The organism is Neoluteolibacter marinus, assembly GCF_014904755.1.
Classification (GTDB): domain Bacteria; phylum Verrucomicrobiota; class Verrucomicrobiia; order Verrucomicrobiales; family Akkermansiaceae; genus Haloferula; species Haloferula marina.
Map to the genome: position 1 here is coordinate 112153 of NZ_JACZFQ010000013.1, position 26600 is coordinate 138752.

Below are 26600 nucleotides of genomic sequence, written 5' to 3' on the forward strand. Positions count from 1 at the left end.
ATGTCGCATCACAAGCTCACTGCCCGGGACATCGTCCTCGACCGCCGCGACTTCCTGCAGCGCTGCGGGATGGGTTTCGGCGGCATGGCGCTGGGCGGTCTGCTCGGCGGGCAAGCCTCGGGCATGACCCCGCAGCCGCACTTCGCCCCGAAGGCGAAGCGGGTGGTGCACCTGTTCATGAACGGCGGGCCGTCGCAGGTGGACACCTTCGACCGCAAGCCGAAGCTGCAGGAGTTCCATGGCAAAACCATGCCGCTGGACGGGCTGAAGACCGAGCGCCCGACCGGTGCTGCGCTGCGGACTCCGTTCGAATTCAAGCGCTACGGTGAGTCCGGGCTCGAGGTCAGCGAGCTGTTCCAGCACACCGCCCGCCATGCCGATGACCTGTGCGTGATTCGTTCCATGACCGCGGACGTCCCGAACCACGAGCCGTCGCTGATGCTGATGAACTGCGGCGACGGGCGGCTGTCGCGGCCGTCGATGGGGTCGTGGATCAGCTACGGTCTCGGCAGTGAGAACGAGAACCTGCCGGCCTATGTTTCGCTGTGCCCCGGCGGCATGCCGATCAAACGGGCCGAGAACTGGCGTTCGGCCTTCTTGCCCGGCTCCTTCCAAGGGACCTACCTCGACAGCTCGATCGGCGAGGTCGACAAGATGATCGAGAACCTGCGCAACCCGCTCTCCCGGGACAGCCGCCAGGCCCGGCAGCTGGATTTCCTCCGCAAGCTGAACGAGCGCCACCTCGAGTCGCATGGCCATGACCCGCAGCTCGAGGCGCGGATCCGCAGTTTCGAGTTGGCCTACCGGATGCAGAGCGAGGCGACCGATGCCTTCGACGTCATGAAGGAGCCCCAGCACGTCCGCGATATGTACGGGCCGGGCCCTTTCGCCCGCCAGTGCCTGATGGCGCGCCGCTTGCTGGAGCGCGGTGTCCGCTTCATCCAGCTCTGGCACGGCAACGGTCAGCCGTGGGACAGCCACGATGACATCGAGGACCACCGGCGGCTTGCCGGCGAGTGCGACCAGGGAATCGGTGCCTTCCTTTCGGATCTGAAAATGCGCGGCCTGCTCGACGAGACCTTGGTCCTGTGGGGCGGTGAATTCGGCCGGACGCCGGCGGTGGAACTACCCCAGGCTGGATCGAACAAGGGCGTGATGAAGGGCCGGGATCACAACCATTACGGCTTCACGGTGTGGATGGCGGGCGGCGGCGTGAAAGGCGGCCATGTCCATGGTGCGACCGACGAGTTCGGCTACAAGGCGGTCGAGAACCCGGTCCATGTGCACGACCTTCACGCGACGATGCTGCATTTGCTCGGCTTTGATCACGAGCGTTTGACCTACCACTATTCCGGCCGCGATTTCCGTCTGACGGACGTCCACGGGAAAGTGGTGCAGGACGTCATAGCCTGACGTCCCGCCGCGGTTCATCGGCGCGGGCCGCCCGGAGGAGGGCCATTGGGACCGCCGCCTCCCGGAGGACCTCCACCGCCGGGGCCTCCGCCGCCGCGTTGACCGTCGCCTTCGCCGGGCAGGCCGGCTTCCTCGGAGCTCAGCTCGCCGTCGTCGTCCTCGTCGAGGGTGGCCAGCGACTCCGGTGCGGCTGCGATTTCTTCCTTCGAAAGCTCGCCGTTGCCATCGGTATCGAGGGCGGTGAGCAGCGACGATGGACGCGGTGGCGGCGGAGTGTCGCCTTCGCTGTCGCGGTTGCGGCGCTGGCGCCGTCCGCTGTCGGGAGGCTCCGGCTTGAGTTCTTCGGCGCTGACCGTGCCGTCGCGGTTCTTGTCGAGTTTCAGGAGTGTCTTGGAGGCGTTCTTGATTTCGCGCGAAGACACTTCTCCGTCGTGATCCTTGTCGATCGTCATGGCGACCGGATCCGGTGGCGGGCCGGGTGGCATTTGCGCCGCGGCGCTGATCCAGGATCCGGCGAGAATGATTGGAATGAATGGGGTTGCTTTCATGGCGCTTCAGTGACGATGCCACGAAACACCAGGAATGTGTGGATCTGATGTCGATCCGCCCGGGAATTGTAAGGTTGGCGTAAAATCCAATGCTCTCCCTCTTCCCGGTCAGGACACCAGGCCGAGGGTGGCGTCGGCTTCGCCGCGGATGGCGCGATACAGATCGGCATCGTCGGCGAGCTTGTGGCCGTAGGACGGAAGCATGGCCTTGAGCTGATTCTTCCAGCCGGCAAGCCGTTCGGGGAAGCACTTCTCGATGATCTCCACCATGACATCGACGGCCGTCGATGCACCCGGGGAGGCACCGAGGAGCGCCGCGAGGGAGCCGTCGGCGGCGGCGACGATCTCGGTGCCGAACTGGAGCACTCCGCCCTTTTCCGGGTCCTGCTTGATGATTTGCACGCGTTGGCCGGCGGTCGACAGGTGCCAGTCGTCGAGCGAGGCGTCGGGGAAGAACTCGCGCAGCGCGTCGAGCCGGTCCTGCGGCGATTGCATGACCTGCTCGATCAGGTAGCGGGTCAGGTCCAGGTTGTCTTTCCCGACCGCGAGCAGGGGCACGAGGTTGTTGAGCCGGACCGAACCGGGGAGGTCGAAGAGGGAGCCGGACTTGAGGAACTTCGGTGAGAAGCCGGCGAATGGACCGAACAGGAGCGAGCGCTTGCCGTCGATGATGCGGGTGTCGAGGTGGGGGACCGACATTGGCGGCGCGCCCACCGCGGCCTTGCCGTAGACCTTCGCCCGGTGGCGGCCGGCGAGATCGGGATTGTCGCAGACCAGGAACTGGCCGCTGACCGGGAAACCGCCGAAGCCTTTTCCTTCGGGGATGCCCGACTTCTGCAGCAGGGGCAGCGAAGCGCCGCCGGCCCCGACGAACACGAAGGGCGCCTTGACCGAGCGGTTGATATTTTTCGCCAGGTTGCGGACCGTCAGGTGCCAGCGGCCGTCCTTGCTGCGCTTGATGTCGCGGACCTGGTGCTGGGTCGCGAGCTTGATGTTCGGCTGCGATTCGAGGTGATCGACCAACGCTTGGGTCAGTGCGCCGAAGTTCACATCGGTGCCGCCGGCGGCGTAGGTGACCGCGATCGGCTCGGAAGCCGGCCGGCCTTCGAGCAGGAGCGGCGACCACCGGCGGATGCTCTCGGGATCGTCGCTGAACACCATGTCCGAAAAGAAGTGGTGCCGTGACATGGTGTCGTGGCGGCGCTTCAGGAACGCGCGGTTGGCGCTGCCGTGGACGAAGCTCATGTGCGGCACGGCGGTGATGAAGGAGGCGGGGTCGGGCAGGATGCCGGTCTTCACCAGATAGGCCCAGAACTGCTTGGAGAGCTCGAAGGCCTCGTTGATTTCGAGGGCCTTGGAGATGTCGATGGAGCCGTCGGGGTTTTCCTTGGTGTAGTTCAGCTCACAGAGCGCGGCGTGGCCGGTGCCGGCGTTGTTCCAGGGGTTGGAGCTTTCGCGGGCGACGTCGGCGAGGGCCTCCACGATCTGGATCTCGAGGGTGGGGTCGAGCTGGTGGAGCAGCAGGCCGAGGGTGGCGCTCATGATCCCGCCGCCGATGAGGACAATGTCGGGCTCGGCGAAGGTGGCAACGCGTTCGAAGGACATGGGGGCGGGAGAGGGGGCCGGGCCGGCGGATTTGTCAACCATGGGAAGCAAGGAACGCGCGGCAGTCGCCGTGCCAGATTCGCACCGGGTCGTGAACATGCTTAGGATTCGTGAATAATTCGTTTTGACGAACTACGGCGGACTTCGTAGGTTTCCGGGGTCCATGAAGTGCCCCCGCTGCGTGCAAGTGATCCACCGTGGGGCTGGCTTGTGCCCGCATTGCGGATTCGGGATGGCGGACATGGACGCTCGCCACGGCACGGAGAACGTCTCGTTGCGCCGCCTGGCGGACATGGCCGGGCTGATGCGCAGCCGCGAGCGGGTCAGCGTGCTGGCGGCGCTGGACCGGTTTTGCCGGAAGTTCCCGCAGTTGTTTTTCGCCGTTTACACCGGATCCGGCCAGGGAGGAGGCAACTTGCGGCAGTTCGGCTTCTGGCTGCTGAACCGGGCGGCCTTCGAAGATGTCCCGGTGGAGCGGCCGAACGAGGGCGGGATCCTGCTGGTGATCGACGCCGAGTCGAAGTCCGCGTCGCTGAGCTGGGGGTATTTGCTCGATCCGTTCCTGAAGGAAGAGGACACCTTCCTCTGTTTGAGCCGGGCGCACGCCTATTGGCTGGAGGGTCGCTTCGCGGAGGGGACGATCCGCCTGTTGGCACAGCTCGAGAAGATTCTCCGCCGGCGGGCCCAGCAAGCGCGCCGGGATCCCGAACGCTTCGAGCGCAAGGTCGCCCCGCCGGTGAAGTCGGGTGAGATCGCGCGCCGGATTCGCGAAGGACACCGCCAGGCATCGCCAAGCCCCAAGGAGGTGGTGGAGTGAAGGCTCTGGTATGGATCCTGACCTCCGGGCTTGCGCTGGCTGCTGCGGAGCCGCCGATGCCGTCCTGGAGCGCTGAAGACCGGAAGGCCCTGGCCAAGGGGGAGCTGATTCCCGGGCAGGTGTTGCTCGACGGGGATGCCGCGGAAGCCTTGCCGGTGTCTCCCGAGGTGCCGGGGCCGACGGACGAGGAGATCGCGGAAGCGGAGCAGTCCTCGCCCCGGGTCGCGGAGAAATTTCTCGAAGCGTATTTCGGGGAGCGTCCGGCGGCGTTCCTGGTCGATCCCCAGCAATTGCTGGGCACCAAGGAGACCCGCGAACGCGAGGAGTTCCTGAAGTATCATAGCGGGGACTCGGAGATCGATCTCTACGTGTATCTCTTTGACGGCCATCAGGAAATTCCGTCGGAAGTGCGCGAAGAAGAGGTCGTCGAGCGCTTCTTTTCCAGCGGCAAACCGGCCGTGGTCGCCTACTACTACCTCGGGGCCCCGCAGAAGACCGAGATCCAGGTAAGCCCGGGTTTGGGCGGCATGGTATCGGCCGCAGAGCAGCGGCGGGCCTTGAGCAGCTCGGTGGAGGAGGCACTTGAGAAGCCCGACGCGTATGCCCAGCTGGAGGCTTTCTGCGTGCAGCTGTCGATACGGATCTACTGGATGGAACGGGCGGCGGGATTGGTAGGGGAGGCTCCGGTGGTCCCGGTGGCGGTGAGGGCGAAGTCCAGCCCTGCCCCGAAGGAGGTGTCCCCGGTGGTTGCCCAAGCCAAGGAGTGGGCTTTGCGCTACGGCCCGCCGGCGGGAATCATGGCGGGGGCGATTCTGATCGTGGTTGCCGGGGTCGTCATTGCCCGACGGCGCATGCGCTACGAGTTTCCGGTGTTCGAGGTATCCCCGCGCTTGGGGGGCTCCCATGCGGCTGGCATCGGAGCGGTGATTTCTTTCGGAAGCACGACCCAGTCTCCATCCTCGCAGAGGAATGAGGTGCCGGACTACCTCGGACTCTGAGCCGATGACGAATTGGGAGGAACGCTGGCAGCGGAGCGAGACCCCGTGGGAGAAGGGTCGTGCCGCGCCGCCCTTGGAGGAACTCCTGGATGACCCCGGGTGCGCCTTGTACCGGGCCCGGCGGGTGTTGGTTCCCGGCTGCGGAAGCGGCAACGATGTGAGGGAGCTGGCCCGGCGGGGCATCGGGGCGACCGGGCTGGACCTGTCGCCGACGGCAATCGCCCGGGCGCGTTGCTGTGCTCGCGCGGGTGATGAGGATTATCTGTGCGGCGACTTGTTCGACGGCGTTTGGCGCGGCGACCGGGAGTTTGATGCGGTTTGGGAGCATACGTGTTTTTGCGCGATCGATCCCGGTTTGCGGCCGGCCTATGCGCAGGTGTTGGCGGATCTGCTGCCCGCCGGGGGCGTTTTGGCGGGGGTCTTTTTCCTGACGCCGTGGGATCCCGGGGAAGACGAACAGGGGCCGCCGTTCGGGGCGACGCGGGCGGAGATTACCGGGTTGTTCGAGCCGTGGTTCGAGCTGCGGAAAGAACAGGTGCCCGCGCGTTCGTATCCCGGGCGCGAAGGGCGGGAATGGCTGACGGTCTTCGCGAGGCGGGAGCTACCGAATCCGGGAGTTGCGGATCCGGTTCCGTCTGCCTAGAATGACCAGTGCTCACACGGATGAGGGATTCCTCCATTGCCGCCTTGTTCGGCGTTTTTTCAAGCTTGCTGCTCTTGCCGGTCCAAGCGGATTCAAGTCGTCCTTACATCAATGACAAGAAGGCGCCGGACAGCCGCCACGACCTAGAGGTGATCCAAAAGCACCTGTCCGAAGCGTTGCCGGCCAGCCGCCGGGCGACGGTGTGCATCGATCTGGGTGAGGGGTCCGGGAGCGGGGTCGTGGTGTCGCCCGATGGCCTGATCCTGACGGCCGCCCACGTCACGGGCGGGGTGGGCAAGGAGTTCACCGTGATTTTCGAGGATGGCAGGAAGGTGAAAGCCGAATCCCTGGGGTTGGTGGCGAGCTGCGACTGCGCGATGGCGCGGATCACCGAGGAAGGGACGTGGCCGTTTGTCGAAGTGGACCGCGACGACACCATCCAGCTCGGGGACTGGGTATACGCCCTGGGACATTCCGGGGGCTTCGACAAGGAACGGGGCGTGGTGGTCCGGCTCGGCCGGCTGGTTCAGGTCAAGGACGAGACGGTGCAATCCGACTGTTCGTTGATCGGCGGCGACTCCGGCGGACCCTTGTTCGACCTGAACGGGAAGCTGATCGGCATTCATTCCCGGGTGGACCGGAGCTTGCAGGAGAACCTGCACGTGCCGATGCGGGCCTTCACCAAGAATTGGGACGGGATGTTGAAAGGGGAGTTCATCGGCGAAGGTCCCTTCGCGAAGAAGCCCGAGAAGGGGAAAGGTTTCCTGGGAATCGGCACCGAGGCCCGCGAGGAAGGTGGACTCAGTATCGAGAAGGTCGGCCGCGAATCTCCCGCCGAGAAAGCCGGCCTCAAGCCCGGGGATATTTTGCTCAAGTTTGACGGAGTGGAATTGGAGACAAAGGAGCAACTGCAGGAACTTCTCAAGGAGAAGGCACCCGACGACCGGGTGGCCCTCGAACTGCTCCGCAAGGGAAAACAGGAAACCCTCACCCTTCGACTTGGTGAACGCTAGAATATCGACCGTCGTCGCATTTGGGATGATTGCCGGTCTTGCGCCCGGCTCTCAAACCTTGGAATCAACGTACCGCACCAACGGACCGGCGGTGAAGGCGTGCTTCGAGCCGGTTCGCGAGGTCTTGCAGGCCAGCAGTGCCGTGATCAAGTCCGGTCGCAAGGAGATCGCCTACGGTACCGTGATGTCGGCCGATGGATTCATCGTCACCAAGGCAAGTGAGATTGAAGACGCCGCCGACCTCTCCGTCATCGTCGCGGAGCGGACCTACAAGGATCCCGTCGTGCTAGGGATTGATCCCGCTTGGGACGTCGCGCTTTTGAAGATCCAGGCCGAAGCACTGGTGCCGGTGAATCTCGCGCTGGATTCCCCCGATCCGGAACGGGGCACCTGGGTCGTCGCCAACGGGGCGACCAGCCGGACCCGTCGTCGGCCACAGGTCGGGATTATTTCCGCTACCGCGAGGGAGATCGCCCCCGCGGGTGGCGCGGTTCTCGGTGTGACGCTGGAAGAATCGGACGAGCAGCTCCGGGTTTCCGAAACACACGAATCCAGCGGCGCGAAAGAAGCGGGAATCGAGCCCGGCGATATCATTTTGGCCGCCGACGGGGTGGAGGTGACGAATCGCCAGGCCCTGGGTGAAGTGATCGACAAACACCGGGTGGGAGAAATGGTGCACATCAGCCTGAAGCGCGGTGACGAGAAGCTGGAGCTTGAGGTCCGCTTGGCCGGGCGCGTCGATTTGTTCGGAGAGGAACAGTCGCGAAACGATCAAATGAGCGGGCGCTTTTCCGGGCGACGCAGCGGGTTCCCGCGCGTGATCCAGCACGACATCATCGCGAACAACGCCGGGATGGGTGGGCCTTTGCTCGATCTCGACGGCCGCTGCCTGGGGATGAATATCGCGCGAGCGAACCGCTGCGAGACATTCGCCATTCCGGCGGGGGATCTCCAGAGCCTCACGGACCGCTTGATCACCCAGGTCACCAAGTGATCTGCTTCAGCGGCCCAGGCTTTCGCGGTGTTTCTTGAAGATTGCCAAGGTCCGGTCCCGTTCCTGGTGGTGGTCCACGCACGGTGCCGGGTAGCCCGCGGCGATCGGGGTGCCGTTTGACGGTGGCTCGAGCAATCGGTCCGCGGGCACGTCCTTCAGCTCCGGGAGCCACCGCTTGATGTAGATTCCTTCGGGATCATGGCGTTTCGCCTGCGACCAGGGATTCTGGATCCGGAAGTAGGGGGCGGCATCCGCTCCGGTGCCGGCACTCCACTGCCAACCGCCGTTGTTGGACGCGATTTCCCCGTCCACGAGATGTTGCATGAAGAACTGCTCGCCGAGCCGCCAGTCGATGTGGAGGTCCTTGGTGAGGAACATCGCCACGATCATCCGCAGCCGGTTGTGCATGTGGCCGGTGGCGAGGAGTTTGCGGATCCCGGCGTCGACAATGGGAAATCCAGTCCGGCCCTCTTTCCAGGCCTCGAACTTTTCGTCCGGTTCCTGCCACCACAGCCCCCGCCAGTCCGCGTTGAATTCTTCCTCAAGGACGTGGGGGAAGTGCCACAGGATGGCCATGTAGAACTCTCGCCAGGCGAGTTCCTTGATGAACTTCTCAATGCCTGAACTCGCCGCCTTCCCGGCGGCTTGGGCCTTCTGGGTTCTTGCATAAATCGTCCGGGGGGATAGCAGGCCGAATCGCAGGTCCTGGGACAGCCGCGAAGTGCCGTCGATCGAGGGTGTGTCGCGGGTGGCCTCGTAGTTCTGGATCCGGCCATCGAGTGCCTGCTTCAAGCGATCGAGCGCTGCCCGTTCTCCGCCCTCGATGATTCCCTCGGGCGCCGCCGGGAGGCCCCAATGTGAATTTCCGGGGAGATCGAGGGAGGCGATGTCCGGCGCTGTGTTCAGCGTCCGGGGCTTGGGGAGGGGTTCAGGCTTCTCCCGGCCCAGCCAATTCCTGCTGTAGGGCGTGTAAACCCGGTAGGGCGACCCGTCCTGGGTCAGGACCTCGTCCGGATGATGAAGGGTGACATCGTGGAAGCCTACGCAGTCGATACCCAGGTCGCGGCAGATCCGGTCAAGCCGCTCTTCGACCTCCCGTCCGAAGGGATCAGGATCGCGGTTGAAGAAAATCGCCTCGGCACCGGCTTCCTTGACCAGTCGCTCAAGTTCCTCCTCGGCGCGGCCGCTTCGCAGGATAAGCCGGCCGCTGAGGGTTTCCAAGTTCGCCGCGAGCGACTTCAGGCACTGGCAGAGAAATGCCTGCCGTTTACGTCCCGTCCAAGCGTGGTGACCATGCCAGTCGCTCAGGATATACGCCGGAACCACCGATTCGGAGCGCTTTGCCGCATGATGCAGGGCGGTATTGTCCGAAACCCGGAAATCCCGGCGAAACCAGTGAAGGGCGACACGATACGAGCGAGCCATGCCGGCTAACAAAGCCGGACTGCCGTCCCGTGCAAGCGATCTGACGTCATCAGGAGCTTCCCAGCAATTTCTCCGCCTTCTTCACGGTGACATTGCTGAGTCTTCCGTTTACTCGCCTGGAACCTTCCAAAAGCGCTTTGAGCTCTTCGAGGGTTTCCTCCGCGGCTTCCAAGGCCTTGCGGCCGCCGCCGTACTGCTTGTCGGAGAAATACTTGGTGAACGTTACTCCTCCGCGGCTCAAACACAGCCTCCAGCCTTGGAAAGCCGTGTTCTCGTAAGTGAATCGTGTCAGATTGCGCTTCGACTTCATTTGGGGGGCATGTTCGAGAGCATTCATGTATAAGCCTGCCACGGATTCCCCTGTATGACCACTTCATTTTTGATTGGGAAATGTTAGAGACCTCGCGGAGCGCTTCACCTACGTGGATTTGCGGTGTTTTCCGGGGCTGAAAAATTTGTTGCCAAGCCGGGGGCGTTCTCCTTAAGTCCCCGCCCCGCGAGCTCCGCAAAGCCGCCGTCGGTCCTCCAGGTGCCATTGCCCAAGGCAATGCTCCGCGCTCGCAGGAGGGTAACCCGGCAACCAACGCATCCCATGTCAGCCACCAAACTCGCTCGATTCGAGCTCCCGAACCGCCTCGTCAAGCACGAGGACACCGCCACCGACACCTATGCCCAGTTCACCGCCGAGCCTTTCGAGCGCGGCTACGGGCATACCCTCGGCAACTCGCTCCGTCGCGTGCTGCTCGGCTCCCTCGAAGGTGCCGCCATCACTTCCGTCCGGATCGCCGGTGTGCAGCACGAGTTTTCCAGCCTCCCGGGCGTGGTTGAAGATGTCACCGACATCGTCCTGAACCTCAAGAAGGTCAAGTTCCTCCACCACGACAAGGAGCCCCGCATCCTCACCATCAAGGTCGAGAAAGACGGCGTGGTCACCGCCGGTGACATCCAGGGCGACAATATTTACGACGTGGTCAACAAGGACCAGGTCATCTGCCACCTCGACAAGAAGGTGAAGTTCGACTGCGAGTTCGAAGTCCGCGTCGGCCGCGGTTTCTCGACCGGTGACGAGAACAAGCGCAAGGACCAGCCGATCGGCGTGATCGCCATCGACTCGATCTTCTCGCCCGTGACCCGCGTCAAATACGCCGTCGACACCACCCGTGTCGGCCAGATGACCGACTACGACAAGCTGGTGCTCGACATCTGGACCGACGGTCGCATCAGCCCGCAGGACGCGCTCCTCCAGGCCTCGGCGATCCTCCGCCACCATCTCGACGTGTTCGTCAACTACGACGAGAACGCCGTCGACTTCGAAGAGGCTCCGACCGAGTCCAACGAGGAAAACGCCGCCCTCAAGAAGCTTCTCAACATGAGCGTCAACGAGATCGAGCTGTCGGTCCGTGCCGCCAACTGCCTCAACAACGCCAACATCACCTCCGTCGGCCAGCTGGCCATGAAGTCGGAGGCGGAAATGCTCAAATACCGCAACTTCGGCAAGAAGTCGCTCAACGAGATCAAGGACAAGCTTTCCGAACTCGGCCTCGGCCTCGGAATGTCCCTCGACGCTTCGCTCCTCTCCGGCCCGGTGCCGGCCGTCCGCGGCCCGCGCCTCGGGGTGGAAGACGACGCTCCGGTGGGCCTTGCCGACCTGATCGCCCAGAACCTCGACGACTAATTAAGAAAGGGACCGCACCCGATGAGACATCGACGCAACACCACCAAGCTCCAGCGCACCGCCGCCCACCGGCGTTCGCTGCTTGCAAACCTCGCCTGCAGCCTGATCGAGCACGGCCGCATCCGCACCACGCTCGCGAAAGCCAAGGCCCTGCGCCCGGTCGCCGAGAAAATGATCACCCTCGGCAAGCGCGGCGACCTGCACGCCCGCCGTCAGGCCGTGGCCTTCCTTCGCCAGAAGGAGACCGCCAAGAAGCTGTTCGACGTCGTCGCGCCGCTTTCCGCCGATCGCCCGGGTGGCTACTGCCGGATCACCAAGCTCGGACCCCGCATGACCGACGCCGCTCCGATGGCCATCATCGAGTGGGTTGACCAGCCGGCCGAGGCCGAAGTGGTCGACGCCGAGGAAGCGGTGGCGGAAGAGCCTGTCGTCGCCGAAGAGCCGGTGGCGGAAGAGCCGAAGCCGGCGAAGAAGGCTGCCAAAAAAGCCGCCAAGAAGGCAAAGGCCGACGCCGAGTAATCCACTCCGTCAAAACGAATTCCCAAAACACCCGCTGGTTCGTCCGGCGGGTGTTTTTTTTTCTGCGGCGGGGTGGCAGGGCTCGCCCGGTCCCGATGGGAGGAGGGGGCGAAGTCGGAACTTGCCAGCTTGGCGGGCGATCTGGAAAGTGCTGCGCCCGAAGGGGCCGTCGATGCTCGCCTTCATTTCCCGATTGTTCGATACGTCTGACTTCCCGGCCCGCTGGCATTGCGGGAATTGGAGTGAAGTCCACGGATGGACGCACATTGTTTCGGACGTTTCGATTTTCGGCGCCTACTCCATGATCCCGCTGGCACTTGCCGGTTATTGGTGGATCAAGCGCTCCGAGCTGGCGTTTCCCCGGCTTTTCTGGCTATTCGCAGCCTTCATCCTGAGCTGCGGGACGACCCACCTGATCGAGGCGGTCATTTTTTACCAGCCGGTCTACCGGTTCGCCGCGCTGATGAAGGTGGTGACCGCCGTGGTCTCCTGGGCCACCGTGATCGCGCTTTTACGGGTGTTCCCCCAGGCCCTGGAGCTGCCCGGCTTGCGGAAAGTGAATTGCAAGCTGGAGGAACAGCTCGCCCGGAACCGCGAGGTCGAGGAGGAGCTGAGGAGGAGCAATCGCGACCTCGAGGAGTTCACCGGCATCGTCACCCATGACCTGCGCAACCCGATGGGCGGCGCCTTGTTCGCGGCGGAAATGGTCGGGGAGTCGCTGGATGCCGGCAAGGAGGAGGCAGCGCGCGCGCAGCTCGTGTTGGTGCTCGAGTCGCTGCGCCGGATGGATGAGCTGGTGAAGGAGTTGCATGCCGACTCGCTGTCGCGGCGGGAAAGCCGGAAGTTCGAGGTGGTCGATCTCGAGGCCGTGGTCGAGGCTGTCCGGAAGAACCTGGCGAGATCGATCGAGGCCAATCATGCGAATCTCGCGGTGGGGCACTTGCCTTCGATTTCGGGCAACCGGACGCTCTTGGTCCAGCTCTTCACCAATTTGGTGGAGAATGCCTTGAAATACCGTTCCCAGGCTGCTCCGGAGATCCGTATCACGGCGCACGCCGACGGCTTGCAGGAACGGATCTCCGTTTCGGACAACGGCCGGGGAGTCGCCGAGGAAGACCGGCTGCGCATCTTCGAGTCGAAGACCCGTGGCGGCAACGTGGCCTCCGTGGGGGGGAGCGGGCTTGGTCTTTCTTTCTGCCGCCGGATCATGGAGGAGCACGGCGGCACGATCGGGGTGATTTCCAATCCGGGTGGCGGGGCTACCTTCGAGCTCAGATTCCCGGCAAAGAAGGGGGATTGATTCCAAGGATCGGTGTCGCAAGCGCAGGGCTTCGATCGTTGCCAGTGGCTTCCGATGCTCCGGATGAATTGCAAGGAGCTAGACTCACGCCGCTGATAGGGCATCCTCCCGCCGGGCCGCTTGAAGGACGCCATCATTCGTGGCGCACCGAGAAGTCCCCGAGAAATGCCACCGTGGCGGAATGGTAGACGCCGCGGACTTAAAATCCGTTGCAGGGCAACCTGCGTGCCGGTTCGAGTCCGGCCGGTGGCACTCATTATCAGTGTTTTAGCGAATTTTTGTTTTTGGGGGGTGGGAGCCCTCATCCCGTATACTGCCCTTAAAATCCGATTTGTTCATTTTCAAGGCCTCAGCGTCGTTCTGAGGAATTGGCGGGTGGGGATTCTTGGAAGCATTTGTTCAGTCGAGTTCTGCAGCGATGGTCCAGAGTGTAATTAAGTGCTTGACCAGGCTCTGGTTGGGATTCGCTCCATCTGAAATGCTTGTTGCTGCGGATGGGCTGCCTCGCTGGTTACTGCACATTTGAGTCGAGGCCGGCGAGGGTGGTCCTGAGTGCCTGACTTTTTGATAAGGTGTTAGCGCTCGCTTGGACAACTCGATGTCTCGACTCGGTTCCAACGGTGGTGGGTGTGGCGTTGCGACCGAATCTTCCCCAGGAGACTGGTGGTTCCAATCGCGAGTTGCCTTAGAAGGCCGCTAAGTAGAGAATTGCACCCTTCGCCATTGATGAGAATTTGAGATCGAGGGCTGGTGCCATCGGATCCGATTTTGTGAAGAAAGCAGGGGCGATCACCCCGCCAATGTCCCAGGGGTGTCATTAAACAGCTGGGAAATAACGAGTGAAAAAATTTCGGCTTGGCCCGAGCTGTGGTTTTCCGCTCTGTTAGTATCGAAAGTAAAATTGATCGCGATGCGATCTCGTAGTGCCGGAGCCAAGAATTGCCATACTCAAAATTCCCCTCATGCCCCCCCTGCAAAATCCCGCTTCCGAGCTGCCGGATAATGACCTCGCTGCGTTCCTTCAGAGTCTCGATAAGTTGACTCGAGATCTCCTCATCAAGTGCCTCCATTTGAATGGTGAGGGCGGTGAGGACCTCTCGGAGCGGCAAAGACTCGAGAAGTTGCGCGCCGCGCTCTGAGATTCCACTCCAAACGTCCTCCCACGCCGTGCTCTTCGACCGACTTTGCCTCCACAATTTTCAACGCTATGCCGGGGATTTCGAGATCCAGTTTCCTGACCCGAAAAAGCATGCAGCTTTCGTCGTTATCTTGGCGCCGAACAACACCGGTAAAACCACGATTATTCGGGCGCTCAAGTTCTTGTTGTACGGAGAACTCCCCGCGGGGAACCCATGGGAGCTCGTAAACGACCGGACCCGCGACGGAGCCTCGATCGGCGACAATGTAAGCGCATGGGTCGAGGCCCGGATCCGGATAAACGACGACGACCCGATTACTGTCCGTCGGAGTCTGACCGTGAGGAGAATTGATGACAGGGGGCGCTGGGTGGTCGAAGGCCCGGCATTGCATTGCAAGAAGAGCGACAACCGAGGCGAGAAGTACTACAAGGACGATGGCTTTATTCAGAGCAAGATCACTCGGGCGGTGCCAGAGGACCTTTTCAGCTGGTTCTATTTTCATGGAGAGCCCGCAGGTGGCAAAATGGCGCATGGAGGTGCCGACGGTCTTCGTGAATCCCTTCAGAAGGTAATACAGCTCCAGCGTTGGGATGACTCAGAGCGGTTGGCTGAGAAGCTCGCCAAAAAAATTGAAAGTGAAATAGCGACCGAGGTGGGTGCGAACCGGGAATACCAACAGATCCAATCCCAGCTCGAAACGGTTCAGAACGGTCTGAAGAAGTCGAAGGAAGACCTACGAAAGTGTGAGAACCTGCTAAGTGAAGGATCGGACAAACTTGCTGCACTGGAAGCCCGGACCGATGAGCTTGCAGCGGCCGCGGCCAAGGCCAAAGACACTCTCTCTGCAATCCGGAAGCTGGAGAACTCGAAAGCCACCGCAGAGAGGGAGGCCGATAGTGCTGCGAGAGGCTACCGGGACCGGGTGGCCAAGCTAGGAGGGTTGCCGTTCCTCCAGGCCCTTTTCGACACTGCAGACATCCGACTTGAAGGCCTGAGGAAGAAGAATCTGCTTCCGGCAGAGGTCTCGAAACCATTCATCGAACGACTGATCAAGCAAGAGGCTTGTGTTTGTGGTCGCCCCCATGACGACGCCGCAATTCTCTCCCTGAGGGAGTACTTGAAAGGTGCTCTTGCGACGCAGACGAATTCGGACTTGCTCGAACTCTCGAGGCAGCTTGATCCCGCCAATGGTGCGCCATTTCGGCAGCGTCTCGTTGGGCATTCGGACGAGATCCGGCGGCTGCGCGAGGTAGAGGGATCGGCACGCCGACGTGCGAGCGAAACCGCTCGTCAGTTGGACGAGCTTCATCCGCCAGACGACGGCGAATTGACGGACTTTGAGTCGCTCCTGAAAGATCGGCGGATCCTCTCGTCGAAACTCGAGAATATCCGGGACAAAAAGAAGGAGCTGGAGCACACGGCAACCAAGCAAGAGCAGGCGATCAAGGCGTATCGGAACCAGCTGTCGTCGATCGGCGGAGGGCGTCGCGGTGGCAAGGTTCCGAAACTCAATGAGGAGCTGGGCAAAGCTCAGAATCTCTTGGACGCGATCCGAGAAGGAAAGGACCGCTTTGAAGCAAGCGTGGCCTCGGTGCTCAAGCGCCACCTCTCCCAACTGTTTGACAACGCGGTCACCAGCGGAAACACCGCGTCAATCAGTTCCCGTACCTTTCTCCCCGTAATCCGGACCTCCCGCGGAACGGTCGAAGCGAACCCCGGCGGGGGTGAGAAACAGGTCCTCGAGCTCGCCTTCGTGATCGCACTTTCGGAGCTGCGTCGCGAGATAAACCAGACAGTGAGAGCGGCAGGCCTGGGCGGGAATCTGTTGGGTCCTCAATCCTTCGTTCTCGATTCACCGTTTACCTCAGTCGATCCTAACTACATGCGCGTGATTGCCGAATTCCTACCTGGCAAGGCGCGGCAGATGATCGTGCTGGTCGCCAAACAAAACTGGCACGACACGATTCGCGAGGCCCTCGAGGATCATGTGACCATGGCCTACGCCGTGACGCTTCATACGTCATCAGCAATCAAAGAGCCGGATGCCTACCGGTTTGTGTTCAGAGGCAAGAAGCACGACCTCCTCGTGAAACTCCCGGGCAAGGAAACTCCCTTCACCTCCTACTCCCAGATCTGATCATGGCGAGAATCCGTATTCCCAATTCCGCGCTCGACCTCCTGCCCTTCTGCCAGACGGCGGATTCTCCCTACGAAGAGGTCCTGTTTCCCAACTACGCCAGCCTTTTGACGATGGCGGCTGGATATGGCCATCACGTCGTCGGTCGCGGAGCCAGGGAAGCGAAGGCATTCCTCAAAAAACCTGAACCCATCGACCTCGGCATCTTCCGGTCTCAGCATCTGTATTCCCAGTTGCAACTGCTGGCGCTGGGATGCGCCGACGAGATGGAGGGGGAGGATCCTCTGGATGAGGAATACGTGTGCAAGCTCATCGAGAATCTCGCCGACGCCGGTTGCAAGGTCCTTGCCCAGGTCCTGGCTTCAGCCGGCGGGCCGGCGTCATTCGTGCAGTTTCTGGGTGAAGAGCAGGCGAAGGCCTGCGCGCATTAATACGGCCCATGATCGGGAAAAATGCCGTAGTCGAACTGAAAGACCCTCCCGGATCCCTCTTGTTCAGGCTGGGGGCGTTCCCGGGAGGATCGCAGTCGTTGTTGGACCGGATTCCCTCTGATCTTCCAGGAGTCTATTCGTGGTATAGGGCTTTCGATTACCCGGATGACCCCGAGAGCTTGTTCACGCATCTGATGCGTGACATCGACGCTCCGAAATTCATCGAGAGATCGGGAGCGATCAAACCCTACTACGACGTGACGATTCGCTCGAAGTCGTGGTTCAGCGATGGGAAGCGCGACAGTCTCAGGACCGCGGTTGAAGATCCTGCCTTCCGCCAGGGTCTGATCAGCACCCTGAATCTTGCGGTGCTATTGCAGGCCCCGCTCTACATCGGCAAGGCGATCGACCTTCGCCAACGGATTGGCACCCATCTCAAGGAGGGTAGCACACTTCGCGAACGATTGAATCAGGCGAGCGTTGATCTCGATCGCACACTTCTCCTTCTGCTACCCAATCCTCTGATCGGATTGGACCGGGAATCCGAGCTGGCTGACTTGAAAAACGAGCCCGACGAAGAGGCGGAGGGTTGTCTCGAGGAAGACGAAGTCGCACCAACCGGACACGAAGAACTCTACGAAGAGATCTACTCGCGTCTCTTCAATCCCCAATTCACCATCAGATTAGGCTAGTTACCATGACACCGCTGCTTCCAGTATCGAACACCGAGGACGACACCCGGGATTACAACCTTCCGATTTATGGTCAACGGGGAGAATACTCGCTCTCCGCGATGGTCAAGGTGCCCTACTTCATGGCCTTGATGGACCTCAAGCGGGTCACAAGCGAGCTGAAGACCCACGAGGAGGTGAGTCCTTCACTTGAGACCAAATACAACCTCGTCGAACTCTTCCAACGGAACATCGACCCGGATCGAGTCCAGAAGGAGATCGTGGAGGGCTACTTGAAGAACCCCAACAAGCTGAAGTTCTTCAACAGCCTTACCATCGTGCTGCTGCCTAAGGATGGGGCGGGGAATATCCAGAAGGAGTTCCAGGACTACCCAAACAACGATCCGCGAATCCCCTATCAAGATGGGAATGACTTCGATGCGTTTTTCGCCGCGGACGATTGGGATCATCAGGCCTTCGGCGGCGTGCAATTCGTGGCTACGACCTCAGCCGCGCTTTCCCGCCTCCGGTGGGACCGGAAGCGTGTGGATGCGGTTGCTGTCGATGGTCAGCACCGTCTCAAATCCCTGAAGCTCTGGATGGAAGGCAAGAACAACGAGCTGGTGGACGTGGAGAAGCCGACGCGGATTCCTGTAATCTTTCTGCTACTCGACGATAAAGTGGGCTTTCGCTGCGGCACGGGAAGCAACAATTCAGGAATCAAGGCGATCGCCCGCGAGATTTTCACGGACCTCAACAAGAACGCGCGCGAAGTTGACATGGCGACGCAGATCATTCTCGACGACCGTAGTATCGCTTCATGCTGCGTCCGTGAGCTTGTCACGGATTCGACCTGCACCGACGACGACACGCTTCTCCCGCTCAGCCTTTTGCGCTGGCAGGAAGCCAACAACCGCTTCGACCAGAAGTATTATTTGAACTCTCTGGTGAACCTGCATCTGATCGTTGAAGACCTGCTCGATCTTGAGCCGCCGACGAAGGAGGCAATGAACAAAGCCCGGGCGCTATCATTCATTGAGAAGGCGAGCCGCCAGCTGGGAACCGGGCCGCAACGCCGCTTGGAGGACCGGGGAGTCGACCTGAAGGAATACTATGAGAAGGAGTTCCTCGATGACGACGGGGATCCCACCGCCCCTTTGACCGGGATACCGCCCCAGTTCCTGCCCGCTGCCACAGCCGGCTTCAAAGAGCATTTCGCAGCCTGGATGCTTAGGCTGCTTCGAGACTTCAAACCCTATTCGGATTTGATCGCCTACGCGCGGAAGAATGATCTCATCTCCGGTGAGTTTGCCCAGTATCGGGCGCAACCGAAAGATCACCAGTTCCACCTGCAAAAGGTTCTGGCGAATCTGCACGGCGACCGTTGGAAGCATCTCGTTCTCGACCAGCATGATGAAGCGATCGAAGGAATCAAGGGTGTGCGGGACTCGAAGGGTGAACAGTGGGCCTTCAAGACGATCTTCCAGAAAGCGGTGATGCGCCTCGGCAAGCGCCTGTTTTTCGAGACCCCGGAGAACGAGCGTGAGCGCCTCGGTAGCGTGGACGATTTCCTCAAGTTCATGAACCGGCTCTACGAGCACGACGTCTTCCGGGTGCTGGCCCCACTCCAGAACGAGAACTATAGGCTTTGGACATTCATCAGCGTCAATTACGGGAGCGAAAAGATCAAAGTCGCCTCGACGAGTGAGAAGCGCATCCTGGCCATCCTCACGCTCTGGTATTTCGCCTCGCGCTATGCCACCTCGGAGAATCGTGCGCTCAGCTTTGATCAGGAAAACGATGAGCATGTCACGACAACGGAAGTCCTGAGATACTTTTCGACCAAGGGGGCGCAGGCCCAATGGCCGGCGGTGCATGACCACTATCAGGAGCTTTTCCGGGAGTTTCAGAAGAACTCCCACCTGATCTCCGGCAAGTCCGAATTGGCGGAGCTCAGTGACCAGAAGCAAAAGCAGGTGGCCAAGGCCCGCCTCCAGGCCGTTTTCGACGCCGGACTCCGGCCATGGATTGCCCCACAGCCGGTGGCCACCGAACAGGAAGCCTCCGGTCCCACCCTTTGATTGCTTGTCACTCTCCCACCTCGAGTTTCCCGCCTTCCTCGACACCTCGTCTGCCGACCTGGTGGCGGATTTCTTTGTCCCAGCGCTCCAGCATAGTATCGCGTACGATCGGGGAGTCGGCTATTTCACCTCGGGTTGGATCCGGCAGGCGTCGGAGGGTCTGGTAGGATTTGTCGAGAACGGGGGGAAGGCGCGATGGGTCACCAGCCCGATTCTCGATGAGAACGATTGGGAGGCGCTCAAGGCTGGGGATGAGGCACGGTCCGACGAGGTGCTGAGGCGGTCCCTGCTTGCCGCGGTCCATGACCTGGCAAGCTGTTTGAAGAAGGATACGCTCGGGGCCTTGGCTTGGATGGTTGCCGATGGGATCCTCGAGTTTCGACTCGCCTTACCGCGGGAGAAGCTGTCGGGCGGCGAGTTTCACGACAAGTTTGGTATCTTTACCGATGACGAGGGAAACCGCGTGGCGTTCAACGGGTCATACAACGACAGCCTCCAAGGATCTCGGAACTACGAGTCGATCAAGATCTTCTCGTCCTGGATTGTTCCGTTCGAGGCCTTGGTGGAAAGCGACGTCGTTCGGTTCGAAAAGCTTTGGAATGACGACGACCCCAATGTCCGGGTGTTCGAACTCCCTGAGGCGGCCCGCGAAGCGATTCTGAAACTCCGGCCTGCGGATCGACCCTACAGCCGGCCGGAGTCGATCGCATCAGCGTCTGGCAGCGTCGGTGACGGGGAAACGGGATACCCGGCGCCCGGAACGATCCCGTCGTGGCTGAAGCTCCGAGACTATCAGCGGGAGGCGATCGAGGCCTGGAAGGAAAAGGGCATGCCGGTCGGCGAGCCCGCTTCCCGGCGCGGTATTCTTTCGATGGCCACGGGCGCGGGCAAGACCCTGACCGCACTCTACCTGGCCTGCAAACTTGCCGAACGAAACCGTCCCTTTGTCCTCATTGTCGTCTGCCCGTTCATCAATCTCGCGGAACAGTGGATCCGCGAGATGCGAAAGTTCGGTCTGGAGGCGATCGGCTGCTTCGGTGGGCGAGTCCGATGGCAGCAAGCCCTCGCCGATTCCTTCCAGCGGCTCCGATATGGGAAAGGGGAGATCCTCCCGATTGTCGTGAGCAACGACACCTTCGCTTCCCAGGAGTTCCAAGCACTCCTGTGTCCCGATTCGATCGTCCACCTCTTGGTGGCGGACGAAGTCCATAACCTCGGAGCGCCTCACCTTTGCCAATCGCTTCCAGAGGGCATAAAGCTACGCCTGGGTCTTTCCGCGACTCCTCGCCGACATCACGACGAAGATGGGACCGAGGCGCTTTTCCGCTACTTCGGGGACATCGTCTACGAGTTCACCCTCAAGAAGGCCATCGAGAAGGAGTGCCTGACGCCCTACATGTACCATCCGGTGCTGGTGTCCCTTGATCCAGATGAGGCGGACGAGTATGCCGTGCTGACCCGCCGGCTGGCCCGATTCATCCAGTCGGGCGACAAGAAGCTGAAGTTCAGCGAGGGGGCGAAGCCGATTCTGATGCGCCGAGCCAGGCTTTTGGGCCAAGCGAGGCAGAAGCTCTCGGCGCTGGACGCGATTCTTGGCGGAATGAAGGACAAGCCAAGCCGGGCCGTGTTCTACTGTGGCGACGGCCGGGTCAACGATCCGGTGACCGACGAGGAACAGCGCCAACTCGATGCGGTCGCCAAGTTGCTCGGCGACCAGCACGATCTCCGGGTCCGGACCTTCACCTACCGGGAATCATCCGACGAAAGAGAGGTGATCTTGGACCAGCTCAGGGACCAGAAGCTGGACGGGATCGTGGCCATCCGCTGCCTCGACGAGGGCATTGACGTACCCGAGCTGAGCTTCGGGTTCCTGTTGGCCTCGTCCACCAATCCCCGCCAGTTCATCCAGCGACGAGGACGCCTTCTGCGCAAGGCTCGCGGCAAGGATCAGGCCGTGATCTACGATTTCATCGTCGTGCCCCCGGACCTGGAGGGCGGCATCGACGACCAAGCCTTCAATATGGAGCGGAATCTGTTCCGGCGGGAGCTGATCCGGATCAGTGATTTTTGCGAAACCGCCCGCAATGGCCCGGAGGCCCTGGGCTTGCTTAGGGAGCTCCGCCGACGCTACAACCTGCTTGCCAGTTAGACCGATGCCCGACCCATCCGAACCCCAAAAACTGACCCGCTCCCAGGAGCGCTTTCTCGAGGCACCCCAGCTGGTGCAGGAGATCGTCCGCGATTGCATCAAGGAAGAGCGGCCGCTCATGCACATGAAACACCGGCCCGAGATCCACCAGAAGCTTACGGCCATCGTCAAACGGCACATCTCATGAAGCTGATTTGTCTCACGCTCCGGAATTTCCGCCAATTCAAGGGGGAGCAGGAACTCCGCTTTTCCGACTACGAGGATCGTAACGTCACGATCGTCCACGCGGAGAACGGCTTCGGGAAGTCAGCCCTCCTCAACGCGCTCCTCTGGTGCTTCTATGGATCCGAGGGCTTGAGTGACGACTTCTCCAACAAGGAGAGCATTCTCAATCAATCGCTGGCGGTTGACTCCTCGACTCCGGACTCGGACAAGGTTGCCGAGGTTGAAGTCAGCTTCGAGCACGATGGCGAGCGCTTCCGCCTCATCCGCTCGCTCGACTACCTCCAAGAGAAGGCCGATTCGCGCAAGACCAAGGTCACGCTGGAGTTCACCAAGGACGGACAGACGTTCTACGAGCGGCTCCCGGACCAGAGGATCCGTTCGATCCTGCCGAAAGGAATCGTTCCTCTCATTTTTTTCGAAGGCGAAGGCCCCAGCCGGTTTGCGCTTGAGGACAAGTCCGGGGAAGTGGAAACCGCGATCCGTCAGACACTCGGTCTCAGCCTCTTGCAGCAAACGATCGACGATCTCAAACACCAGAACGTTCGGGGCCGACTGCGTGGGGAACTGAAGGAAAAGGCGAACGCCGAGACCGCTGAGTTGCTTGAGCGACTCGAGAAACTCGAGGCTCAGGTTGAGCGGCGAAAAGAGTCCAAAGCTCAGGCCGAGCGAAATCTCAATGCCACTAATGAAGATCTTCGATCGGTCGATGATGCGCTGGAGAAGAACCGCGAGGTTCAAGAACTTCAAAAGGAACGAGCCCGCAACGAGGACTTGGCTGCAACGGCCGTCGCGGAGCTGGAGCAAGTCGAGAGCGAGCTGTCCAAAGTGATTGCGGAGGATGGGTTCAGTCTCTTCACCGAGGAGCTGGTTGCGCGGGGGAAGGCGATCGTGACGCGTCTCCGCAACGAGAACCGCATCCCGGCGCAGGTTCTGAATACCTTCATCGAGGATCTGCTCAACAGCGACCGCTGCATTTGTACCCGCTGCCTCGAACCCGGATCACCCGAGCGGGCCGCCGTCGAGCGCCTGCTCACCACCGCCGGAGATCAGAACGTGAACAATGCGGTTGGCGCGATCGACAATGCCCTCGGACGTCTCGCGCAGCTCCGCGAGGAGACATCCCGGCGGCTTGAGGAGAAGAACAAGCGTCGTCTGCAACTCCGGGACGACATCCGGGTCTACAAGAATCGTGCGGCCGAGATTCATCAGAAGATTGGCAGCAAGGACAACGAGGAAGTCCGCGCGCTGGAGGACAAACGGTCCGTCCTGCAGGATCGCAGGGATTCTCTCATCGGCGAAATCGCACGGATTGCCCAGCAGATCACCGATGACGAGACCGACCTCTCTGCGCTCAAACAGAGCATCGCTGCTGCCGAAAAGTCGGAGGAGGCCGCCAAACTTGCCCAGCGGCGGATTGATGCATTGGAACAATCGGTGAGCTTGCTCGAGGACCTCCTCCGCCTTGAGATCGAGGATCTGATTCCGATGCTGAACAAGCAGTTCAAGGAGCACTTCAGCCATGTGATCGACCGCGACTACGAGGCTCACCTGACGGACGATTTCAAACTTCGGATCACCCAGCAGCTTCAGGACGGGGCTCCACCCGTCTTGGTCAACCCGAGCACGGGACAGCGCCAGGTCGCATCGCTGGTGTTTATCGCGAGTCTCGTCTCGCTGGCCCGGGAGCGGAAGGACATCCAGAGCATCGTGAAGGGGTTGTCCGGAGCCGACTACCCGATGGTGATGGATTCGCCCTTCGGTCAGTTGGGTGCCAACTTCCGCAGAGGCATCGCGCAGTTGCTGCCATTCCTCGCTCCCCAGGTGATCTTGTTCGCCAGCACCGAACAGTACTTCGGCGTGTCCGACGCGGTGGCCGACGAACTTACGAAGTCGAAGAGAATCGGGAAGCGCTACTATTTGGCCTACCACGCGCCAACCCTTCCCAAAGAGGCCACCGAGTTCTTAAAAATCGGCGACGGGGAATTCCAGCAGTATTTCCGGAGCGACGAAATGTGCACCAAGATCTGTGAAATCAAATGAGCCCAACCACCAATCTTGAGAAGGCCCCAGGCAGCAAACGGATACACCGGGCTCGAGACAAGGAGGAGGTAATCAACGAGTTGTTGAACCTAAAGCCTCAGGTTTTCCGAGAGATCTGGAGAGTACTGCTTTTCGCGGCTTCCCTTGGCTACTCGCGGGATCGTCGAGTTCCGCTTGCAGCAGTTGAGCAGGGAAAAGGGATCGACCAAGCAACGTTCGGAAACTGTCCGTCGTGGCCAGGGATTCTGTACATCCTTTCTCTCAATCAAACCCAGTCTGAAGAGTGCCTCAAAGCGGCCTCCGAAGCCGAGGATCTAAGGGTTAGGGTGTTCGAAGAGTTTGCCAATGGAGGCTTGGAGATCATTGGTGAGTGCCTCAAGGAAGGCGCTTCAGGAGTGGACGCACTGATTGACCTCTTGCCGAGACCAGCAGCCCCCGCTGAAGGGCCGAGAGTAGACTTCAATATTCAGTTGGGATGAACCAGCTCTACTCATTTCTCTCGCGAGTCGAAAGAGGGCGGTTAAAGGTGGCCCCATGGACCAGCAAGTCCACATGGCCGGAGGGACGAAGCCCGTACAAGGTGATCATGATTTCCGCATTCATCCGGGGAATCCATGCGGCAAAGGCGTTCAAGAATGGACTGGTCACACCTGCCGAGATCACCCCCTTCTTCAAGGAAGTTGCAGAGATAGTGATGCCTGAATCCGAGGTGAGTGATGGCATGATCGTTCAGCCATTTTGGAGACTGGGTGCCGGACAGCCGAAGATTTGGAACCTGATCCCGGCAGAAGGCGCAGGCGATGTCTTGATCGCGGCAATTCTCGACCGCCGGAACGTTCGGACGCTGCCAGAGCTTTCGAGGTTCGTTTGCTGTGCAGAACTCTCGACTCCAGACTATGAGCTCCTGAGTGATCCGTTAGGGGCTCGGGCAGTAGCACGCTTTCTGGCAGGAGAGTATCTCGATGACCACGACCTCTCGCGCGAATACCTTCGACTAGTGGCTCCCTGAGTTCGTTGAACCGGAAACAAACCCCCGCCCCCATTCGATCAACGCATCGATGGATTTGGGCTGATTGAGGTAGCCAATGCCACGTTCAAGATGGGCTCTGAAGTAGGCGCCAGAGTCCAGATTGTGACTGGCTGCCTCGGCATTCTGGCGGGTCGCCAATAGCGCTGCCAAGAGGTCCGAAATCGGTCCTCCGAAAACCTTCCAGGCCATTTCGATATTGCTGTCGGGCCCGGTGGGAATGGGTTTGGGCGGCGTCTTGACTGCCAGTGACGCACTTAGCGCCCAACGGCAGAGTGTGTTCCAGTTCTCGATGCCAGTGCGACGCTTGGCAGATATGAGGATCTCCCGTCCCCTCTCGCTTACTCTTACTGTGTCAACGGGCGGCTTCATGGTTCCAAAAATAGCCAGGTTCGATCCGGGTGCGGCGAAGCTGTTCGTCGTGAACCAGCTGGTAGCTTCGCGCGATGGACGGACGAAGTCGGGCGAGGTTGGTCTCGTGGATCTCTTCGTCGGTCGATAGCAGGATGACCTGGTGGGCGGCGACGGGAAAGTAGCGCTCCACCAGATGCTTGCGGTGCGACGAGTCGAGGCGACCTAACGGTGTATCGATGACGGTCGGGATAGGGCGGCCGGAGGCACGGGCCAATCCCCAAAGCAGCGAGGTTGCCAGCAACTGCCGTTCCCCGGCAGACAAGCGGTCGAACGGGAGTGGCAGCCCGTCCCCACCGGTAAGGCTGATCTCGAAACTCACGGGATCGATGGAGAGCCCCCGGACGAGGCTTTGCTTGCGCAGGAGCTGCATGAACGACTCGAGCATCAGGCTCTCGATGCGGGAAACGTGTTTACGGGTCATGGCTTCCCGGAACTGGACGAGCGTGTCGCGGGTGCGCTGCGAAAACCGGAGGACCCGCTCCGTGTCCTCGTCGTCCAGGCCGAGCTCGGCGACCCGTCGGCTTGCTTGATCCGCGCGCTTCTTCGCCTCGGTGATCTGGCGGCCGGTCACCTCCAGCTGGGTCGCGAGCGACCCAAGGAGAAGCTCCGCTTCCGCAAGGCGTTCGCGAGCCGATTTGAGCTCGATTTGCAGGGTCGCAATCGAGTCTTCGCTGGGAACCTTCCCCAGCTCGCGCTCGATGCGCTCGAGGTCCCTCCGATAGTCTGCCAGCCGTTCCTGATGGCGGCACACGTCGTCGGCTGACTTGGGCAGGGATTGGCTCCGCAAGTGGCGGATCTCGCCGAGCAGTGTATCTTCGGCATCCAGAAGGATCTTCTCTTTTGCCACCTTCTGGTGGTTCTTGAGATCTTCGGACAGCCACTCGCTGGCGAGATCGAGCTGCTTCGCGGGGAGCCGGCTCTTCCGTAGATATTCGATCAGCTGTCGGTCGCGGGCCTCCAGCGACTCCACGAGAACCCTCTCGCGTTTCACCTTCCCATCGTGTTCGAGGGCCTTCTGGGTGGCCCCGAGCAGATCTCCCAGCATCTGCAGCGGGGCGACACCGGCTGCCAGGTGACGCAGGGCTTCTTCCTCTGCCGTCACCTTCCTTTGAAGATCGGCTTGAAGGGAATCCAGTTCCTTGCGACGGAGAAACAAGTCTCCTCCCGAGCGCTGGAACTGAGTCTCCAGCCGCTCCTTCTCATCCTTGAGCTCCTTGAGTCGGGTGTCGCACTTCGCCCGCTTGTGAGTCAGGTCCTCCGCCTCCCGCTCAAGTCTCTCGACCTCAGCATCCGCCTTGGCGGCCGCCTCGAGTGCGGCGGGGTCCCCTCCGCTGCC

At 61.1% G+C, this 26600-nt stretch carries 24 protein-coding genes and 1 tRNA gene; 19 read left to right on the forward strand and 6 right to left on the reverse strand.

Annotation, left to right across the window (positions count from 1 at the left end; genetic code table 11):
- Entirely contained in the window at positions 1-1413 is a 1413-nt protein-coding gene (locus IG178_RS03485) for a DUF1501 domain-containing protein (protein WP_193211116.1), read from the forward strand.
- Positions 1414-1427: 14 nt separating this feature from the next.
- Here IG178_RS03485 and IG178_RS03490 read toward each other — a convergent pair whose 3' ends face one another.
- Together IG178_RS03490 and mqo are read right to left on the reverse strand one after the other, a co-directional pair.
- Positions 1428-1961, reverse strand: a complete 534-nt coding sequence (locus tag IG178_RS03490; RefSeq protein ID WP_193211117.1) for a CREC-EF hand family protein — start codon at positions 1959-1961, stop codon at positions 1428-1430.
- Positions 1962-2069: 108 nt separating this feature from the next.
- Entirely contained in the window at positions 2070-3566 is a 1497-nt protein-coding gene (gene mqo / locus IG178_RS03495; RefSeq protein WP_193211118.1) for a malate dehydrogenase (quinone), read from the reverse strand.
- 241 nt (positions 3567-3807) lie between these two features.
- On the opposite strand from mqo, the gene IG178_RS03500 reads away from it, so the two are divergent.
- Genes IG178_RS03500 through IG178_RS03520 form a run of 5 tightly spaced genes read left to right on the forward strand, consistent with a single transcriptional unit; the run spans position 3808 to position 8031 of the window.
- Positions 3808-4383 (forward strand): hypothetical protein, encoded by a 576-nt coding sequence (locus IG178_RS03500; protein ID WP_193211119.1) that lies wholly within the window; start codon positions 3808-3810, stop codon positions 4381-4383.
- A complete protein-coding gene (locus tag IG178_RS03505) occupies positions 4380-5381 on the forward strand; it encodes a hypothetical protein (RefSeq protein ID WP_193211120.1) in 1002 nt (333 codons plus the stop codon). Before IG178_RS03500 ends, IG178_RS03505 begins: the two co-directional genes overlap by 4 nt.
- A 4-nt stretch (positions 5382-5385) precedes the next feature.
- Positions 5386-6024 (forward strand): methyltransferase domain-containing protein, encoded by a 639-nt coding sequence (locus tag IG178_RS03510; RefSeq protein WP_193211121.1) that lies wholly within the window; start codon positions 5386-5388, stop codon positions 6022-6024.
- A 20-nt stretch (positions 6025-6044) separates the two neighbouring features.
- Positions 6045-7037 (forward strand): S1C family serine protease, encoded by a 993-nt coding sequence (locus IG178_RS03515; RefSeq protein WP_193211122.1) that lies wholly within the window; start codon positions 6045-6047, stop codon positions 7035-7037.
- Positions 7038-7095: 58 nt separating this feature from the next.
- A complete protein-coding gene (locus IG178_RS03520) occupies positions 7096-8031 on the forward strand; it encodes a S1C family serine protease (RefSeq protein ID WP_193211123.1) in 936 nt (311 codons plus the stop codon).
- 6 nt (positions 8032-8037) lie between these two features.
- On the opposite strand, the gene IG178_RS03525 is transcribed toward IG178_RS03520, so the two are convergent.
- Complete coding sequence (locus tag IG178_RS03525; RefSeq protein WP_193211124.1) at positions 8038-9456, reverse strand: cryptochrome/photolyase family protein; 1419 nt, start codon at positions 9454-9456, stop codon at positions 8038-8040.
- 49 nt (positions 9457-9505) lie between these two features.
- Positions 9506-9766, reverse strand: a complete 261-nt coding sequence (locus IG178_RS03530) for a hypothetical protein (protein WP_193211125.1) — start codon at positions 9764-9766, stop codon at positions 9506-9508.
- Positions 9767-10048: 282 nt separating this feature from the next.
- Here IG178_RS03530 and IG178_RS03535 point away from each other — a divergent pair, with 282 nt between their 5' ends.
- The 13 genes from IG178_RS03535 (at position 10049) to IG178_RS03595 (ending at position 24832) form a co-directional block, all read left to right on the forward strand.
- Positions 10049-11131 carry a DNA-directed RNA polymerase subunit alpha gene (locus IG178_RS03535; RefSeq protein ID WP_193211126.1) on the forward strand — a complete coding sequence of 361 codons (1083 nt, stop codon included), beginning with the start codon at positions 10049-10051 and terminating at the stop codon, positions 11129-11131.
- A gap of 21 nt (positions 11132-11152) precedes the next feature.
- Complete coding sequence (rplQ, locus tag IG178_RS03540) at positions 11153-11650, forward strand: 50S ribosomal protein L17 (protein ID WP_193211127.1); 498 nt, start codon at positions 11153-11155, stop codon at positions 11648-11650.
- Between the two features lie 172 nt (positions 11651-11822).
- Positions 11823-12950: a sensor histidine kinase gene (locus IG178_RS03545; RefSeq protein WP_484518682.1), complete on the forward strand. Its 1128-nt coding sequence runs from the start codon at positions 11823-11825 to the stop codon at positions 12948-12950.
- 167 nt (positions 12951-13117) lie between these two features.
- Positions 13118-13202: transfer RNA gene (locus tag IG178_RS03550), tRNA-Leu, on the forward strand.
- Between the two features lie 915 nt (positions 13203-14117).
- Positions 14118-16226, forward strand: coding sequence for an AAA family ATPase (locus IG178_RS03555; RefSeq protein ID WP_193211129.1), 2109 nt, complete (start codon positions 14118-14120; stop codon positions 16224-16226).
- A gap of 2 nt (positions 16227-16228) precedes the next feature.
- Positions 16229-16657, forward strand: coding sequence for a hypothetical protein (locus tag IG178_RS03560; RefSeq protein ID WP_193211130.1), 429 nt, complete (start codon positions 16229-16231; stop codon positions 16655-16657).
- Positions 16658-16851: 194 nt separating this feature from the next.
- Positions 16852-17349 carry a hypothetical protein gene (locus IG178_RS03565; protein ID WP_193211131.1) on the forward strand — a complete coding sequence of 166 codons (498 nt, stop codon included), beginning with the start codon at positions 16852-16854 and terminating at the stop codon, positions 17347-17349.
- 272 nt (positions 17350-17621) lie between these two features.
- Complete coding sequence (locus IG178_RS03570) at positions 17622-19409, forward strand: ParB N-terminal domain-containing protein (RefSeq protein WP_226894716.1); 1788 nt, start codon at positions 17622-17624, stop codon at positions 19407-19409.
- A 4-nt stretch (positions 19410-19413) separates the two neighbouring features.
- Positions 19414-21558, forward strand: coding sequence for a DEAD/DEAH box helicase family protein (locus IG178_RS03575; RefSeq protein ID WP_193211133.1), 2145 nt, complete (start codon positions 19414-19416; stop codon positions 21556-21558).
- 4 nt (positions 21559-21562) lie between these two features.
- The gene (locus IG178_RS03580) at positions 21563-21745 is read left to right on the forward strand and encodes a hypothetical protein (RefSeq protein ID WP_193211134.1); all 183 of its coding nucleotides are present in this window, start codon (positions 21563-21565) and stop codon (positions 21743-21745) included.
- On the forward strand, positions 21742-23823 hold the full coding sequence (locus IG178_RS03585; RefSeq protein ID WP_193211135.1) for an AAA family ATPase: 2082 nt from the start codon (positions 21742-21744) through the stop codon (positions 23821-23823). The genes IG178_RS03580 and IG178_RS03585 overlap by 4 nt, the downstream gene beginning before the upstream one ends.
- On the forward strand, positions 23820-24302 hold the full coding sequence (locus IG178_RS03590) for a DNA phosphorothioation-associated protein 4 (protein WP_193211136.1): 483 nt from the start codon (positions 23820-23822) through the stop codon (positions 24300-24302). Before IG178_RS03585 ends, IG178_RS03590 begins: the two co-directional genes overlap by 4 nt.
- The gene (locus IG178_RS03595) at positions 24299-24832 is read left to right on the forward strand and encodes a hypothetical protein (protein ID WP_193211137.1); all 534 of its coding nucleotides are present in this window, start codon (positions 24299-24301) and stop codon (positions 24830-24832) included. The genes IG178_RS03590 and IG178_RS03595 overlap by 4 nt, the downstream gene beginning before the upstream one ends.
- Here the strand turns inward: IG178_RS03595 and dndE are convergent.
- Both dndE and dndD read right to left on the reverse strand, forming a co-directional pair.
- Positions 24818-25222, reverse strand: coding sequence for a DNA sulfur modification protein DndE (dndE, locus tag IG178_RS03600; RefSeq protein ID WP_193211138.1), 405 nt, complete (start codon positions 25220-25222; stop codon positions 24818-24820). The genes IG178_RS03595 and dndE overlap by 15 nt on opposite strands.
- Positions 25206-26600: DNA sulfur modification protein DndD (gene dndD, locus IG178_RS03605; protein ID WP_193211139.1), on the reverse strand; the 1395-nt coding region annotated here is incomplete at its 5' end. The genes dndD and dndE, both read right to left, overlap by 17 nt.

Coding starts and splice junctions, on each gene's coding strand:
- IG178_RS03485 (WP_193211116.1), top strand. CDS start 1: ATGTCGCATCACAAGCTCACTGCCCGGGACATCGTCCTCGACCGCCGC.
- IG178_RS03490 (WP_193211117.1), bottom strand. CDS start 1,961: ATGAAAGCAACCCCATTCATTCCAATCATTCTCGCCGGATCCTGGATC.
- mqo (WP_193211118.1), bottom strand. CDS start 3,566: ATGTCCTTCGAACGCGTTGCCACCTTCGCCGAGCCCGACATTGTCCTC.
- IG178_RS03500 (WP_193211119.1), top strand. CDS start 3,808: ATGGACGCTCGCCACGGCACGGAGAACGTCTCGTTGCGCCGCCTGGCG.
- IG178_RS03510 (WP_193211121.1), top strand. CDS start 5,386: ATGACGAATTGGGAGGAACGCTGGCAGCGGAGCGAGACCCCGTGGGAG.
- IG178_RS03515 (WP_193211122.1), top strand. CDS start 6,045: ATGAGGGATTCCTCCATTGCCGCCTTGTTCGGCGTTTTTTCAAGCTTG.
- IG178_RS03525 (WP_193211124.1), bottom strand. CDS start 9,456: ATGGCTCGCTCGTATCGTGTCGCCCTTCACTGGTTTCGCCGGGATTTC.
- IG178_RS03530 (WP_193211125.1), bottom strand. CDS start 9,766: ATGAAGTCGAAGCGCAATCTGACACGATTCACTTACGAGAACACGGCT.
- IG178_RS03535 (WP_193211126.1), top strand. CDS start 10,049: ATGTCAGCCACCAAACTCGCTCGATTCGAGCTCCCGAACCGCCTCGTC.
- rplQ (WP_193211127.1), top strand. CDS start 11,153: ATGAGACATCGACGCAACACCACCAAGCTCCAGCGCACCGCCGCCCAC.
- IG178_RS03545 (WP_484518682.1), top strand. CDS start 11,823: ATGCTCGCCTTCATTTCCCGATTGTTCGATACGTCTGACTTCCCGGCC.
- IG178_RS03560 (WP_193211130.1), top strand. CDS start 16,229: ATGGCGAGAATCCGTATTCCCAATTCCGCGCTCGACCTCCTGCCCTTC.
- IG178_RS03565 (WP_193211131.1), top strand. CDS start 16,852: ATGCGTGACATCGACGCTCCGAAATTCATCGAGAGATCGGGAGCGATC.
- IG178_RS03580 (WP_193211134.1), top strand. CDS start 21,563: ATGCCCGACCCATCCGAACCCCAAAAACTGACCCGCTCCCAGGAGCGC.
- IG178_RS03585 (WP_193211135.1), top strand. CDS start 21,742: ATGAAGCTGATTTGTCTCACGCTCCGGAATTTCCGCCAATTCAAGGGG.
- IG178_RS03590 (WP_193211136.1), top strand. CDS start 23,820: ATGAGCCCAACCACCAATCTTGAGAAGGCCCCAGGCAGCAAACGGATA.
- IG178_RS03595 (WP_193211137.1), top strand. CDS start 24,299: ATGAACCAGCTCTACTCATTTCTCTCGCGAGTCGAAAGAGGGCGGTTA.
- dndE (WP_193211138.1), bottom strand. CDS start 25,222: ATGAAGCCGCCCGTTGACACAGTAAGAGTAAGCGAGAGGGGACGGGAG.